The organism is Citrobacter sp. Cf088 (assembly GCF_030334295.1).
Classification (GTDB): Bacteria; Pseudomonadota; Gammaproteobacteria; order Enterobacterales; family Enterobacteriaceae; genus Citrobacter; species Citrobacter freundii.
On record NZ_JAOWEE010000047.1, the window covers coordinates 64,266 to 78,087 of the forward strand.

Here is a 13,822-nt window from a genome sequence, read left to right on the forward strand (position 1 = left end):
CTGAATTTTGCAGATATCACGAAGGCAAGAGATGACAGAAATACAGCGCCTGCTTACTGAAACAATCGACGACTTAAATATTCGCGAGAAGCGCGACAACAAACCGCGCTTTAGCATCAGCTTTATTCGCAAACACCCAGGGCTGTTTATCGGCATGTATGTTGCCTGGTTTGCCACGCTGGCGGTGATGCTACAGTCAGAAACGTTAGTCGATTCAGTATGGCTGCTGGTGGTACTGTTCGTTGTACTCAACGGCTTTTTCTTTTTCGACGTTGCGCCACGGTACCGCTTTGAAGATATCGACGTTCTGGATTTTAGAGTTTGCTATAACGGAGAATGGTACAACACGCGCTTTGTCCCCTCCTCGCTCATCGATACTATCCTGCACTCACCGTCCGTGGATAGCGAACATAAAGCACAGCTGCAAAAGATGATATCGCGTAAAGGCGAACTCTCGTTTTACGATGTCTTTACGCTTACCCGCGCCCAGACCACCCAGTAACAGCATCTCAGCGCAGATAAAAAAAGTGCGTTCCAGCCAGGCAACGCACTTTAATCCCTGAAATGCTGGCAAAGAAACTAACGTCTCTTTTTACGCCCCTGTACTGCTTTAAAGCGCGGATTCGTTTTGCAGATAACGTACAAACGCCCTTTGCGTTTTACTATCTGGCAGTCAGGATGGCGCTGTTTTGCGCTGCGAAGTGAATTGAGTACCTGCATTTTAACCCCGCTTAACGCCAATAAAATGACCAAAACGTTTTTGGAAACGTGCTGCACTACCTTCATTATCAAAGGTTTTTTGTTTCCCGGTATAATACGGATGCGATTTAGAAGAGATATCGAGGGTCACGTACGGGTACATTTCCCCCTCAAACTCAATTTCACGCTCAGTCTTAATGGTCGAACCGACCTTAAAGAATTCATTGGCACTGGTATCGTGAAACACCACGGTACGGTAAAAAGGATGAATATCCGGTTTCATGGCAACCTCAATTTGTTACGTTATAACATAACCAACAAAGTACACCACTCTTGTACAAACCACAACCTGATTTACGCTACAGGGAGTTAAACGGGATGATAAGTGGCCGTAAATATATGATGTCAATCGAATAGCTTTTCGGGGTTTCAGATATACTTTCCCTACGCTGTGTAAATAAGGATATCACTGTGACAACACGACATCTGATAAGCCTGGTGACTGGGGTACTGTTCCTTTCCATCCTCGCGCCTGTAGGTTTAAGCCTGTGGCTTGCACATCGTCAGGTCGAAACGAAATTTATCGATGAACTCGACATGTTCTCAACACGAGTCGCATTACGTACGGAACGCGTAGGCGAGCAGGCGAAAAAAGCATTACGCCATATTGAAGCATTTCAGGGGGTGCCTTGTAGTGATGAGCATCTGCTGGAAATGCGTCGTTTGTCATATAGCTATCGCTATATTCAGGAAGTGCTGTACCTCAAAGATAACGTTCCGCAATGCTCATCCCTGGAAAAAAGAAGCCAGGCAGACGCATTTCCACCCGCAATGAAAGTCACTCCTGATGGATATCGCGCATGGCTAACCACGCAAAATGATTTGGGCATCAAGCGCTTTATGGCAGCATTAGGGAGCGAACATTATATTGTGATGGTCGATCCGGGTTCTTTCATTGACGTCATCCCGTTTGGCTCATGGCCGATTGAAGTGACTATCATTGGCACCATGCGCAACGTCGTAGTTGCCAGTAGCGCCGATCTGCCATCGGACGTTTTGCAGCATATACAGCAAGAACGATCGATTACTCATTTTAACAAAGATGGCAGCATTTATAACGCCCGCCCCTTTCCTGAGTTGGGCATCACGATCGTAACCTGGGCGTCTACCCTACCATTGCAAAAAACCTGGCACCGGCAGGCACTGATCTGGCTCCCGGCAGGTATTCTTATCGGCTTGCTCACCGCCGCCTTTGTTTTGCGTATTTTGCGCCGCTTACAGTCGCCCCATCACCAGTTGCAGGACGCTATCCAGCATCGGGACATCAAAGTCCACTATCAACCAATTATCTCGCTCAAAACGGGGAAAGTGGTTGGGGCAGAGGCGCTGGCTCGCTGGCAGCAGGCCGATGGGAGTTATCTGTCACCTGAAATTTTCGTCGCGCTGGCGCATGAAACCGGGCTGACAGAGTCCCTCACCCGGTTGATTATTGAAAGCGTATTTGAAGATTTAGGCAAATGGCTGCGTCAGCATCCTGAGCAGCATATATCCATCAACCTTGAGTCAGCCGATCTGTCCTCCGAAACGCTTCCGGCCCTGTTAAGCCAGAAGGTGAACCACTGGCAACTTAAGCCTGCGCAAATCGCGCTGGAGCTAACTGAACGCGAATTTGCTGACCCAAAAAACAGCGCGCCGTTTATTGCCAAATACCGTCAGGCGGGTCATTCAATCTATATTGATGACTTTGGTACCGGCTATTCCAGCCTGAGTTATTTGCAGGATCTGGATGTAGACATTCTGAAGATAGACAAATCGTTCGTCGATGCACTGGAGTACAACAACGTCACACCACATATCATCGAGATAGCAAAAGCGTTGAAACTTGAGATGGTGGCGGAAGGTATCGAAACCGAGAATCAGGAAACCTGGCTACGCAAGCACGGAGTGCAGTACGGTCAAGGCTGGCTTTACAGCAAAGCGCTGCCGAAAACGGAATTTATACTGTGGGCAGAAAAACGGCTTTAACATGGCTGTTTATGTTGAGATGGCTGGCGGCACGCCGCACAGCCAGTCACATCACTCTTCCATAATGGGCGCAAATCCACCGTAGATCATTCGCTTGCCATCAAATGGCATAGATTCACCGAATTCCTTCATACGGGGATCGGACATCATCTTCTGATTCGCCGCGTCGCGGACCTCTTTGGAAGGGTATTCAATCCAGCTGAATACCACTTCTTCATGATCCTGCGCTTTCACAGCCATGCGAAAATCGGTCAATTTGCCGTCAGGGACATCATCTGCCCAGCACTCCACCACGCGCAATGCACCGAACTCCTTGAAAAGCGGAGCTGCTTTTGCCGCCATCGCAATGTACGCCTCCTTGTTTTCAGCGGGTACGGCAACCACAAAGCCATCAACATACTTCATGAGAAAAACCTCCGAAGTGTACTGCGCGGCAAGCCGATTCCAGCCGCGTCAGTCGAGGTTAAGTTTAGTCGCCAGCAGGCGATCGTGCCCCAGGCGTATTCCTGATGCGAATACGTGCCTGCGGCTGATGGCGAAACCACGGCAGGCAAAGCTGAATGAGCGGTCCGATAGCCAGGGCATACAGCACCGTACCAACCCCCACGGTTCCTCCCAGCAACCAACCGATAAGCAGCACCGACACTTCAATTGCGGTTCGAATTCGTCGTACTGGCCAGCCGGTACGTGCGTGGATACCGGTCATCAGACCATCACGCGGACCGGCGCCAAAACCGGCACCAATGTACAGGCTGGTTGCTAACGCATTCAGGATCACCGCTGACACCAACAGCCCGCTGCGCGCCAGCAGGGATTCAAATCCCGGAATCACCAGCAGCGCGGCATCTGCCGCCAGCCCGATCATAATCACGTTGCTCAACGTGCCAAACCCTGGACGCTGGCGCAGCGGTATCCACGCCAGCAGTACCAACACACCCACGGCAATAATCACCACGCCAATATTCATCGACAATAAATTGGCCACGCCCAGGTGAAACACGTTCCACGGATCGGCCCCTAAATCGGCACGGACAAACATCGCCGTCGACACACCGTACAGCGTCAGCCCGATAAACAGCTGAAGTAAACGACGCAGCATGCTTTTCCCCTCTCACTCTCAGATAACTTTCATCATCACCGCAATTGGCACTATGATTAATGTCCAGTTTTCAAAAAGTGGACTGCTATGTCATCACGCCGTTACGGAAGCCAGTCTTTGCAGCGCCTGCTCGGACACTGGCAGGAAAACCCCTCACGAACGCCCATCTGGCGACAGCTGGCAGAAGCGTTACGTTTGCTGATCCTTGATGGTCGACTGGCGCTGGATAGTCGCTTACCCGGCGAACGCGAGCTCGCTGCCGTTCTGCAAGTGAGCCGAACCACCGTCGCCAGCGCCATGGCGCAACTGCGTGAAGAGGGATATCTGGAAAGCCGTCATGGGAGTGGCTCACGGGTGATCCTGCCGGAACACATTCGTCATGTGCCTACACGAACCAGTACCGGTACAGCGCTGGATTTGTCCACGGCGGCGCTGAGTGCCGGTCCCGAAATTCACCATGCTTACCAACAAGCGCTGTTTGCGATGCCGCAGCATTTGCTGAGCTCCGGGTATCTACCGCAGGGACTGGCGGTTTTGCGTGAATCCATCGCCCGGCATTATTGCGAACGCGGACTCCCGACGCAGCCCGATGAGATTATGGTCGTGAACGGCGCGGTCAGTGGCCTGGCGCTGATCCTGCGTTTACTCACCGGCCCAGGCGATCGCGTGGTGGTCGATCATCCCACGTATCCGCTGGCGATTGCCGCGATTCAAGGCGCATCATGTCGTCCCGTCGGTGTGTCGCTGCCCGAACACGGTTGGGATACGGCAGGTCTGGTAGCCACCATCGCGCAAACCGCACCGAGAATGGCCTATCTGATGCCGGACTTTCACAATCCGACCGGGCGTTGCATGGACGCTGCAACTCGCCAGGTCGTGGCAGATATTGCTGAAAGGACCCGCACCACGCTGGTGATTGATGAGACCATGGTGAACCTGTGGTATGACGCCCCGCCACCACCGCCGCTTGCCGCATTCAACCGCGATGCGCCGATCATCCTGCTGGGATCTGCCGGGAAAAGCTTTTGGGGAGGATTACGCCTGGGCTGGATTCGGGCGTCGGCGCGAACCATTGCGGCGCTGGTACAAACTCGCGACACCTTCGATTTAGGCTCCCCGGTGCTTGAACAACTCGCCACCAGCTGGCTGCTGGATAATGCCGCCGACTTTCTTCCTGACAGAAGACGGCTACTCACATCGCAGCGAGAACTGTGCTCGGATCTGATGAACGCACATTTCCCGGAGTGGCAGTTTACCCAGCCACAGGGAGGACTCTCTTTTTGGGTTGAACTGCCCGATACGCTGGCAACGCTATTCGCTACGCGCGCCGAAATCGCAGGCATTCAGTTGGGAACCGGTACGCGTTTCGGTCTTGATGGTGCATTTGACCGCTTTTTGCGTATGCCCTTCACATTACCGGATGACACAACGCGTGCCGCCTTCCGGGTGTTGCAACCCATTTGGGATAACCTGCGTTTACAGGCCAGCAGCGGGAAAATACGTAAAATAATCTAAACGACGAGTCAAAGGACTCGTCCTTGAATGCCGTGATGGACGAGGATGTCCCGGCAATATTACCGCTGAGGAGGAACCGGAAACCCCTTCAGAGAAATCACGAAATTCTCACCGTCTTTCTTAATTTTTGCCCCGGCATCACACCAGTCGGAGGCAATACGGAAGAACTCATCGCTGCCGACGTTCCAGCTCAGACGAACATGTTTCACATAACCGGAACGCAGCATTTCACAGGCTTCGCCATAATTACAGGCGGTTGAGAGCGGTTGTTGTTTCATTTTTTCTTCTTCAGTAGTCTTCGCAATGCTTTGATTTCTTTAGGAGTCAGTGCTTCAACCACGGATTCTTCCGTATGCTGGCTATCGATATCCTCAGCGGAGACTCCCGCCTCTTCAACGGCGGAAAACGCGATCAGCAGTAGTTTTTCCGTCGCGATACTTAAATTTTCACTATGCACTTCAGCGTAATGGCGAAGCTTTTCTTTTAGCGCCTCATCAATTTTTACATTCAATACAGCGGTCGACATCGTAGAAAATCCTTGTGGTCAGCCAAAACACACCGAATGTAAGACCCTGTCGTTACAGTGCGATGGCGGTGGCAAAAGCATCAAATAACATCCCCGAAACACATTGACAGCATTTGATGACATTAAAATGACAATACGATGACAAAGAAAAGAAGATAGGCAGAAGGAAAATTGCCGGACGGCAGAATTGGGTGGGGGCCCTGCCAGCTACATCCCGGCACACACGTCATCTGCCTTGGCTGCTTCCTTCCGGACCTGACCTGGTAAACAGAGTAGTGTTGCGGGAGAACCAACAGAGCCCCCATTGAGAGCGTTGTTAACCAACGCGCAGGCGCATTATCACTGCTGCACCCTGTAATTGCAACCCATCCAGCATCGGATGCTGTTTTCTTGCGCAATGCGGCTTCACTCCTTCGCCGTTCAGCATTATGCTGGAGGATTAGCGCAGGAATAAATGATGGATATACAAGACACTTTCCCCCAACGCGTCTGGCAAATCGTCGCGTCAATCCCCGAAGGTTTCGTCACCACCTATGGCGATGTTGCCAGGCTTGCCGGTTCGCCGCGTGCTGCGCGCCAGGTAGGCGGCGTGCTTAAGCGTCTCCCCGAAGGCAGCACTTTGCCCTGGCATCGGGTGGTTAATCGTCATGGTGCCATTTCGCTGACAGGCCCCGACCTGCAACGGCAGCGTCAGGCGTTGCTGGCTGAAGGAATAGTGGTTTCAGGAAGCGGACAGATCGATTTACAGCGCTATCGCTGGGTGTACTAACCCTCTCTGGGCGGAGAGGGTTACGACTGCCTTAGTACTGTGTGGGAGCAGGGACGGCAGAAGACGGATTCACCTGGGTTGGTGACGTTGACGGCACCGTGGTGGCAGCCCCACCGCTCGCCTGAACCGGTACTGCCGTTTGCTGTACAGGGACCAGCGTCAGGTCAGCTTTTGTCCCCCCCTGATTAATGACCGTCTGCACGGTATCAGTAATGAAGACCAGTTTGTCATTAACCGTAATTGCCGCACTTAGCAGAATACGGGCGTTAGGTTGAATATCAGCCGGGTTAAACGGTAATACGAAGCTGAATGGCGCCTGTTTACCCTCAGTACGGACCGCTTTTTGCGACAGCACTTTTGACGGTGCATCGGCCAGTGAAGCATCTGACAGCGTTACGGTCAGCACCGCATCAGGTGGCAAGGCCACTTTCTGGCGGATCCATACTGTACCGGAGACATTAGGCTGCTGAATTTTAGACTGTGTGTCAGCAATTGACGTATTAGGGCTTGGCGCAGGTGTCTGAATATCCGCGCTTTTATCGGCGCAGGCTGCCAGAGCGACCGCAACCGCTAAACCACTTACCATGTGCACGAGTTTCATTAAATTCTCCTTTTCATCTATGCACCAGCGAGAACTTTCCTCGCCAGAAGAGTGGTTAACAAAAACATAACGTGATTAAGTGTGGCACAAGACAGCTGTTTTTGCTTGTAATAGGCCTTTAATTCAGACAATTGCACCCATCGGACCACTTTCAAAATTGCGTTATACTCTGCCTACCTCGCTGCGAGTCGATATAACCTGGAGAGCACGTATGAGTCTGGCGCTGAAAAATTTGCTGACATTGTTAAATCTGGAAAAAATTGAAGAAGGACTCTTTCGGGGCCAAAGTGAAGACTTAGGGTTACGTCAGGTTTTTGGGGGACAGGTTGTCGGTCAGGCGCTGTATGCCGCAAAGGAAACCGTACCAGAAGAGCGTCTGGTCCACTCCTTTCACAGCTACTTTTTACGCCCCGGCGATAGCCAAAAGCCCATCATCTATGATGTAGAAGTCCTGCGTGATGGTAACAGCTTCAGCGCGCGCCGCGTTGCCGCAATCCAGAATGGTAAACCTATTTTTTACATGACAGCCTCTTTCCAGGCGCCGGAAGACGGATTTGAACATCAGAAAACCATGCCGGATGCGCCGAGTCCCGATGAGCTTAAATCAGAAACAGAAATAGCCCGCTCAGTGGCGCATTTGCTGCCGCCGCTGTTGAAAGAAAAATTTATCAACGATCGTCCATTGGAAGTGCGTCCGGTTGAATTTCATAACCCCTTAAAAGGTCACGTCGCACCTCCGACGCGCCAGGTTTGGATCCGCGCAAACGGCGAGCTGCAGGACGATCTGCGCGTCCATCAATATCTGCTGGGTTATGCTTCAGATCTGAACTTCCTGCCTGTTGCGCTGCAGCCGTACGGAATTGGTTTTCTGGAGAAAGGGATTCAGATCGCCACCATTGACCACTCCATGTGGTTCCACCGTCCGTTCAATATCAATGAGTGGTTGTTGTATAACGTCGAGAGTACTTCGGCCTCCGGTGCCCGGGGTTTTGTACGCGGGGAGTTTTATACGCAGGACGGCGTGCTGGTCGCCTCTACCGTGCAGGAAGGGGTAATGCGTAATCGTAATTGAGAATTACCGGATGGCGGCGCAAAAGCGTTGCCATCCGGCAGATTGAAACATCAAGCGTTGTAAGCGTTCTCGCCGTGGCTGTTCACATCCAGACCTTCGCGTTCCTGCTCTTCCGGTACACGCAGACCCACCGTCATATCCGCCAGCTTATAGCCAATGAAAGCCACCACACCGGACCAGACGATGGTAATCGCCACGCTTTCCAGTTGCACCAGCAGCTGATGCCCCATGGTCACGCCCTCGGCAAAGCCCACGCCGCCCAGAGAGCTGGCAGCGAACACCCCGGTCAGGATGCAGCCGACAATGCCGCACACGCCGTGCACGCCAAACACATCACACGGATCGTCCACGCGCAGAATACGCTTCAGCATGGTCACACCCCACAGGCCAGCCAGTCCCGCAACGACACCAATAATCAGCGCGCCGCCGACACCAATATAACCACATGCCGGTGTTACCCCCACCAGACCCGCAATAGCGCCAGAACACGCGCCCAGCAGGGACGGTTTGCCACGCAGCGCCCATTCACCGAAGATCCATCCGAGGATGGCTGCGGCGGTGGCAACCACGGTATTGACGAAGGCCAGTGCGGCAATCTCATTCGCCGTTCCCGCTGAACCGGCGTTAAAGCCAAACCAACCAATATAGAGAATAGCGGTACCGGTGAAGACCATCGGCAGGTTATGCGGTTTAAAGGCTTCTTTGCCAAAACCGACGCGTTTGCCAATCAGATACGCCCCAACCAGACCGGCAATCGCCGCATTGATATGCACGACTGTTCCGCCGGCAAAATCCAACGCACCGTGGGAAGCCAGCAAGCCGCCGCCCCAGACCATATGGGCAATGGGGATGTACGACAACGTTAACCATACCACTACAAAAATCAGCACCGCAGAGAAGCGAATACGTTCAGCCAGCGCCCCAACAATCAGCCCAACGGTGATGCAGGCGAAAGAACCCTGAAAAGCAACGTGAATGTACTGGTAGAAGCTCCCCGTGACCGCCGTCAGCGCGATGTTCTTCAGCAATACCCAGTTGAAGTTGCCGAAGAAATTATTCCCTTCGCCAAAGGCCAGTGAGTAGCCATAAACCACCCATAGAATACAAACCAGAGCGAATGTCACCGTCACCTGAGTCAGCATCGACAGCACGTTCTTACCGCGAATCAAACCGCCGTAGAACAACGCAATGCCAGGGATAGTCATAAACAGCACCAGCGCGGTACAGATCATCATAAAAGCGTTATCTGCTTTATCCGCAACCGCCGGTGCCGCCATTGCCAGTCCCGGCAGTAGCGCCAGTGAAGCAATACCTGTTTTCATCGTTGCTATCTTCATTTTTTGGTTTCCTATCACTGTGTGCCAGAAGTTACAGTGCGGCTTCGTCGGCTTCGCCGGTACGAATACGAATCACACGTTGCAGCTCGGCGACGAAGATTTTGCCGTCGCCAATTTTTCCGGTGTATGCCGCTTTACTGATGACATCAATCACGCCATCCAGTTGGTCGTCGGCAATCGCCACATCAATCTTCACCTTTGGCAGAAAATTGACGCTATATTCAGCCCCACGGTACAGCTCAGCATGACCTTTCTGTCGGCCAAAGCCCTTCACTTCGGTGACGGTCAGCCCCTGAATACCAATAGACGACAGTGCTTCACGGACGTCTTCCAGTTTGAACGGTTTGATTACCACGGTAACCAGCTTCATAGATCCCCTCCAGTCAGAATTCAGTAGTGGCTGCAGATACACGAGAGGAATATTGCAAGGGGTGTGCCAGGAATGAAAAACGCGGAATAATTCAGGCTTGCAGGGTATTGCCGGGGGAGAAAAAGAAAAAACGCACTATGACGGTGCATAGTGCGTTACATTTTTGCACCAGATTGTTGATTGCCGGATGGCGGCGTAAACGCCTTATCCGGTCTACAAAACCGCGTTGACCGTAGGCCTGATAAGCGCAGCGCCATCAGGCGATAACCGAATCCTCATGTGCGCTGGCCGCCAGCTCTTCACCCGCCAGTTGCAACTGATACATCTGCCAGTAACGGCCTTGCGCCGCCAGTAGTTGCTGGTGCGTACCACGCTCAACCGCCTGCCCGCGATGCAGCACCAGAATGGTATCCGCATCGACAATTGTCGATAACCGATGTGCAATCACCACCAGCGTGGTGTGTTCACGCACCGCCGCCAGCGCGTGCTGAATGGCCTGTTCAGTACCGGAATCAATACTGGCCGTGGCTTCATCGAGGATCAGTACCTGCGGCGTTTCCACCAATACCCGCGCCAGCGCCAGCAGCTGTTTCTGCCCAACGGAGAGATTATTGCCCTGCTCGCCCAGCCGGGTATGGATCCCCTCGCTCAGCCCCCGCGCCAGTGCTGCCAGTTGCACAGTCTCCAGAGCCTGCCATACCCGCTCTTCTGAGATATCACGACCCAGCGTGACGTTTGCCAGGAAGGTATCCGCCATCACCACCGGATCCTGCTGCACCATCGCGATGCCCTGACGTAACGCACTGTGGCTCAGAGAAGACAGCGGACGTCCGTCAAGGCGGATTTCGCCCTGCGTCAACGGGTAGTAACCCATCAGCAGACTGGCCAGCGTACTTTTGCCGCTACCGGTGTGTCCGACCAAGGCTACGAAGCTGCGCGAAGGCACGGACAGACTGATGTTTTGCAGCACCAGATTGTCGTCACGATAGGCAAATGAAACGTTATCCACCTCAATGTCCCCGCTCTTCAGCAGTCGATCATCGTCACCATAGCGCTGACGAGGCCCGTCCATCAGTTCGAACACTCGCTCGCCGGCGACAACCGCCTGCTGCAGCATGGATTGCTGGGTGGTCAGCTCGATCAGCGGCTCGTTCAAACGGCCGAGGTAGCTGATAAACGCGTACAGCACGCCAACCTCAATGGAGCTGCCAGAGGTAAAGCTGAACAGCATCAGCAAACCGCAGAGGATCAGCGCCGAGAAAAGGCTCAGCAGCGGGCGCAGCAAAAAGCCATCCAGTCGCAGGGTTTGCATACGCGCCATATAGTGCGAGCGGCTGGCCTCCCCCATTCTCTCGCCAAATCGCGCCTGCTGGCGGAACTGCTGGATAACGCTCATGCCGTTGATGACTTCGTTAAAGCCATCGTTAATATCCGCCAGATAAGCGCGCACCCGACGCACAATCGGGGTGCTGTAGCGTTGATAAATCACCATCACCACCATCACCGCCGGGAAAATGGCCATCGCCACCAGCGCCATACGCCACTCGAGGCTGAACATCGCCACCAGCATGGCACCGATTAAGGCCGCGCTGCGCAGGACCGTTGCGACCACCGTCACGTACAGGTCGCGAATAACTTCGGTGTCATTGGTCACACGTGAGATAAGCTGCCCGACGGGCTGAGTATCAAAGGCGCTGAGCGGCTGGCGCAGCGCAGCGTCCATTACGTCAGTGCGTAACTGTTGTACGACGCCAACCGCCGCCTGGTTAAACAACAACGACTGCGCGTAATGCAGGCCTGCCGCCAGCAGTTGCAGACCGACATAGGCCGCAACCAGCCCGACAGCCATCGCCAACGGCAGATTGTTCTTCGCCACCATGTTATCAATAAAATAGCTAATCAACAGCGGACCGCTGACTTCCGCCGCAGCCGCCACCCACAGCATAACTACCGCAATCGCCAGCTGTTTTCGCCATGGTGAACCATACGCCAGCAATCTTTTCAGGGTCGGCCATAGTTGCCCAAAACTACGCATTAGCCGCCTCCTCGTTTATTTCTGGCGCATCAGACAGCGCCGCTTCCAGTTGCTGATAGCGGTACATATCGCGATACCAGCCGGGCTGTTGCACTAAAGATTCATACTCACCGCGCTGGGCAATATGCCCATGCTGCATCACGATAATCTCGTTGGCTTCCGTCAGAGCCGATAAACGGTGGGCGCTGATAATCACGGTTCTGCCTTCGCCCCACTGACGCAGGTTATGCAGGATCTGATGCTCGGTACGACCATCTACCGCCGACAACGCATCATCCAGAATCAGGATTTCAGCGTTCAGCAGTAGCGCCCGGGCGATAGAAATACGCTGTTTTTGTCCACCAGACAGCATCACCCCGCGTTCGCCCACTTCGGTGTCATAGCCCTGAGGAAGACGTAAAATATCCTCATGAACGCTGGCAAGGCGCGCCACATGCTCGATCTCTGCCTGGGTGGCCTGCGGGCGTCCTAAGGCGATGTTATTGCCGACGGTATCGGAAAACAGGAATGGCGTCTGGCTGACAACCGCCAGCCGGCTGCGCCAGCTATCCAGCTGTAAGCGCGTTAATGGGATATCATGAAAGCGTACATCGCCTTGGGTGATATCAAAATGACGCTGGATCAGCGACAGCACCGTACTTTTCCCCGCGCCGGTCGGACCACAGATGCCCAGCATCTGCCCTGGTTTAAGCTGAAAATTCACATTTTCCAGCGCCGGGTGGGTGGTTTGCGGGTAACAAAATTCGCGAATCGCTACCGCCAGCTCGCAGCGTCCTTCCGGCACCAGTTCAGTACCGTCATCCACTACCGGCGCTTCTGCCAGCATGGCGCGAATTCGGCTATACGCGGCGCTGCCGCGCTCGACGATGTTAAACATCCATGCCAGCGCCAGCATCGGCCAAATCATCAGACCGAGATACATCATAAAGCTGGTGAGCTGGCCGAGCGTCAGCGAACCGTGAACCACCATCCAGCTTCCCCCGGCAATCGCCAGCAGGTTAGCCATCCCAATGGCGATATAAATCGTGGGATCAAAGCGGGCGTCAATGCGCGCCACGCGCAGGTTTTTCTTACCTGTATCTTCAGCATCAGCGGCAAATAATGCCGACTGCCGATCCTCCAGACCAAAGGCCTTGATCATACGAATACTGGTCAGGCTTTCCTGAGTACGATCGTTGAGGCTGGAAAACGCCGCCTGCGCCAGCTTAAAGCGGTTATGGAGTCGATCACCGTAACGTTTGATCATTATCGCCATCACCGGCATCGGCAGCAGCGCAATCAACGTAAGTTGCCAGCTTATCTGCGTTGACATCACGATCAGCACCGCACATCCCATGACCAGCGAATCTACCAGCGTCAGTACGCCTTCCCCGGCGGCGAATACCACGCGGTCAACATCGTTAGTTGCACGCGCCATCAGATCGCCCGTGCGGTGACGCAGATAAAACTCTGGATGCTGACGACTCAACTGACGGTAATAATCTTCCCGCAGCTCAACCGCCAGTTGGTAGGATGCGCCAAACAGCAGCACGCGCCAGACATAGCGCAGTAAATAAACCACCACGGCGATCAGAGCAATGGTTCCCACCCACATCAGCAGCCGCTCGGTGGTGAAGCGTTGTGTCGTTACGCCATCCACAATGATCCCCACCACTTTCGGCGGAATAAGCTGAAGGATAGCGATGATGATAAGCAGGGCCACCGCCCCGAGGTAGCGACGCCACTCCCGGCGGAAGTACCAGCTTAATTGAGCAAATAATCGCACGCGTTATGT

General features: G+C 53.7%; 15 protein-coding genes, 1 other RNA gene and 1 pseudogene. 5 read left to right on the plus strand and 12 right to left on the minus strand.

The genetic code is table 11. The features are described from left to right. The first annotated feature begins 31 nt into the window (after nt 1–31). Nucleotides 32–502, plus strand: coding sequence for a YlaC family protein (locus tag OGV71_RS10160; RefSeq protein WP_003021724.1), 471 nt, complete (start codon nt 32–34; stop codon nt 500–502). 77 nt (nt 503–579) lie between these two features. Here OGV71_RS10160 and ykgO read toward each other — a convergent pair whose 3' ends face one another. Both ykgO and OGV71_RS10170 read right to left on the minus strand, forming a co-directional pair. After that, nucleotides 580–720 carry a type B 50S ribosomal protein L36 gene (gene ykgO / locus OGV71_RS10165; RefSeq protein WP_005125190.1) on the minus strand — a complete coding sequence of 47 codons (141 nt, stop codon included), beginning with the start codon at nt 718–720 and terminating at the stop codon, nt 580–582. A gap of 1 nt (nt 721) precedes the next feature. Next, the gene (locus OGV71_RS10170) at nt 722–982 is read right to left on the minus strand and encodes a type B 50S ribosomal protein L31 (RefSeq protein WP_003021719.1); all 261 of its coding nucleotides are present in this window, start codon (nt 980–982) and stop codon (nt 722–724) included. Between the two features lie 188 nt (nt 983–1,170). Between OGV71_RS10170 and pdeB the strand changes: the two genes are divergently transcribed. After that, nucleotides 1,171–2,724: a cyclic di-3',5'-guanosine monophosphate phosphodiesterase PdeB gene (gene pdeB / locus OGV71_RS10175; RefSeq protein ID WP_003835927.1), complete on the plus strand. Its 1,554-nt coding sequence runs from the start codon at nt 1,171–1,173 to the stop codon at nt 2,722–2,724. A gap of 51 nt (nt 2,725–2,775) precedes the next feature. Here the strand turns inward: pdeB and OGV71_RS10180 are convergent, their stop codons facing one another. Both OGV71_RS10180 and yczE read right to left on the minus strand, forming a co-directional pair. Continuing rightward, nucleotides 2,776–3,129 (minus strand): DUF1428 domain-containing protein, encoded by a 354-nt coding sequence (locus tag OGV71_RS10180; protein WP_003831033.1) that lies wholly within the window; start codon nt 3,127–3,129, stop codon nt 2,776–2,778. 64 nt (nt 3,130–3,193) lie between these two features. Next, the gene (gene yczE / locus OGV71_RS10185; protein WP_003021707.1) at nt 3,194–3,823 is read right to left on the minus strand and encodes a membrane protein YczE; all 630 of its coding nucleotides are present in this window, start codon (nt 3,821–3,823) and stop codon (nt 3,194–3,196) included. Between the two features lie 87 nt (nt 3,824–3,910). Here yczE and yczR point away from each other — a divergent pair, with 87 nt between their 5' ends. Next, nucleotides 3,911–5,338: a MocR-like transcription factor YczR gene (gene yczR, locus OGV71_RS10190; RefSeq protein ID WP_071696872.1), complete on the plus strand. Its 1,428-nt coding sequence runs from the start codon at nt 3,911–3,913 to the stop codon at nt 5,336–5,338. A 59-nt stretch (nt 5,339–5,397) separates the two neighbouring features. On the opposite strand, the gene OGV71_RS10195 is transcribed toward yczR, so the two are convergent. The 3 genes from OGV71_RS10195 to ffs all read right to left on the minus strand — a co-directional run bounded on the left by OGV71_RS10195 (nt 5,398) and on the right by ffs (nt 6,159). Beyond that, on the minus strand, nt 5,398–5,616 hold the full coding sequence (locus OGV71_RS10195) for a hypothetical protein (protein WP_003021701.1): 219 nt from the start codon (nt 5,614–5,616) through the stop codon (nt 5,398–5,400). Beyond that, on the minus strand, nt 5,613–5,864 hold the full coding sequence (locus OGV71_RS10200) for a hypothetical protein (RefSeq protein ID WP_003021699.1): 252 nt from the start codon (nt 5,862–5,864) through the stop codon (nt 5,613–5,615). Before OGV71_RS10200 ends, OGV71_RS10195 begins: the two co-directional genes overlap by 4 nt. Nucleotides 5,865–6,062: 198 nt before the next feature. After that, nucleotides 6,063–6,159, minus strand: an RNA gene (ffs, locus tag OGV71_RS10205) — signal recognition particle sRNA small type. 84 nt (nt 6,160–6,243) lie between these two features. Here ffs and OGV71_RS10210 point away from each other — a divergent pair. Further along, nucleotides 6,244–6,633: pseudogene (locus OGV71_RS10210) on the plus strand (MGMT family protein). A 31-nt stretch (nt 6,634–6,664) separates the two neighbouring features. Here the strand turns inward: OGV71_RS10210 and OGV71_RS10215 are convergent. After that, on the minus strand, nt 6,665–7,234 hold the full coding sequence (locus OGV71_RS10215) for a YbaY family lipoprotein (RefSeq protein WP_003021666.1): 570 nt from the start codon (nt 7,232–7,234) through the stop codon (nt 6,665–6,667). A 211-nt stretch (nt 7,235–7,445) separates the two neighbouring features. Here OGV71_RS10215 and tesB point away from each other — a divergent pair, with 211 nt between their 5' ends. Further along, nucleotides 7,446–8,306, plus strand: a complete 861-nt coding sequence (gene tesB, locus OGV71_RS10220; RefSeq protein WP_003021663.1) for an acyl-CoA thioesterase II — start codon at nt 7,446–7,448, stop codon at nt 8,304–8,306. A gap of 50 nt (nt 8,307–8,356) precedes the next feature. On the opposite strand, the gene amtB is transcribed toward tesB, so the two are convergent. The 4 genes from amtB to OGV71_RS10240 all read right to left on the minus strand — a co-directional run bounded on the left by amtB (nt 8,357) and on the right by OGV71_RS10240 (nt 13,813). Beyond that, a complete protein-coding gene (amtB, locus tag OGV71_RS10225; protein WP_121539794.1) occupies nt 8,357–9,643 on the minus strand; it encodes an ammonium transporter AmtB in 1,287 nt (428 codons plus the stop codon). Between the two features lie 31 nt (nt 9,644–9,674). Beyond that, nucleotides 9,675–10,013, minus strand: coding sequence for a P-II family nitrogen regulator (gene glnK / locus OGV71_RS10230; RefSeq protein WP_003021657.1), 339 nt, complete (start codon nt 10,011–10,013; stop codon nt 9,675–9,677). Between the two features lie 256 nt (nt 10,014–10,269). Beyond that, nucleotides 10,270–12,048 carry a SmdB family multidrug efflux ABC transporter permease/ATP-binding protein gene (locus OGV71_RS10235; protein ID WP_204583973.1) on the minus strand — a complete coding sequence of 593 codons (1,779 nt, stop codon included), beginning with the start codon at nt 12,046–12,048 and terminating at the stop codon, nt 10,270–10,272. Next, complete coding sequence (locus tag OGV71_RS10240) at nt 12,041–13,813, minus strand: SmdA family multidrug ABC transporter permease/ATP-binding protein (RefSeq protein ID WP_204583975.1); 1,773 nt, start codon at nt 13,811–13,813, stop codon at nt 12,041–12,043. The genes OGV71_RS10235 and OGV71_RS10240 overlap by 8 nt, the downstream gene beginning before the upstream one ends. Nucleotides 13,814–13,822 lie beyond the last annotated feature (9 nt).

Coding starts and splice junctions, on each gene's coding strand:
- OGV71_RS10160 (WP_003021724.1), top strand. CDS start 32: ATGACAGAAATACAGCGCCTGCTTACTGAAACAATCGACGACTTAAAT.
- ykgO (WP_005125190.1), bottom strand. CDS start 720: ATGCAGGTACTCAATTCACTTCGCAGCGCAAAACAGCGCCATCCTGAC.
- OGV71_RS10170 (WP_003021719.1), bottom strand. CDS start 982: ATGAAACCGGATATTCATCCTTTTTACCGTACCGTGGTGTTTCACGAT.
- OGV71_RS10180 (WP_003831033.1), bottom strand. CDS start 3,129: ATGAAGTATGTTGATGGCTTTGTGGTTGCCGTACCCGCTGAAAACAAG.
- yczE (WP_003021707.1), bottom strand. CDS start 3,823: ATGCTGCGTCGTTTACTTCAGCTGTTTATCGGGCTGACGCTGTACGGT.
- yczR (WP_071696872.1), top strand. CDS start 3,911: ATGTCATCACGCCGTTACGGAAGCCAGTCTTTGCAGCGCCTGCTCGGA.
- OGV71_RS10195 (WP_003021701.1), bottom strand. CDS start 5,616: ATGAAACAACAACCGCTCTCAACCGCCTGTAATTATGGCGAAGCCTGT.
- OGV71_RS10200 (WP_003021699.1), bottom strand. CDS start 5,864: ATGTCGACCGCTGTATTGAATGTAAAAATTGATGAGGCGCTAAAAGAA.
- OGV71_RS10215 (WP_003021666.1), bottom strand. CDS start 7,234: ATGAAACTCGTGCACATGGTAAGTGGTTTAGCGGTTGCGGTCGCTCTG.
- tesB (WP_003021663.1), top strand. CDS start 7,446: ATGAGTCTGGCGCTGAAAAATTTGCTGACATTGTTAAATCTGGAAAAA.
- amtB (WP_121539794.1), bottom strand. CDS start 9,643: ATGAAGATAGCAACGATGAAAACAGGTATTGCTTCACTGGCGCTACTG.
- glnK (WP_003021657.1), bottom strand. CDS start 10,013: ATGAAGCTGGTTACCGTGGTAATCAAACCGTTCAAACTGGAAGACGTC.
- OGV71_RS10235 (WP_204583973.1), bottom strand. CDS start 12,048: ATGCGTAGTTTTGGGCAACTATGGCCGACCCTGAAAAGATTGCTGGCG.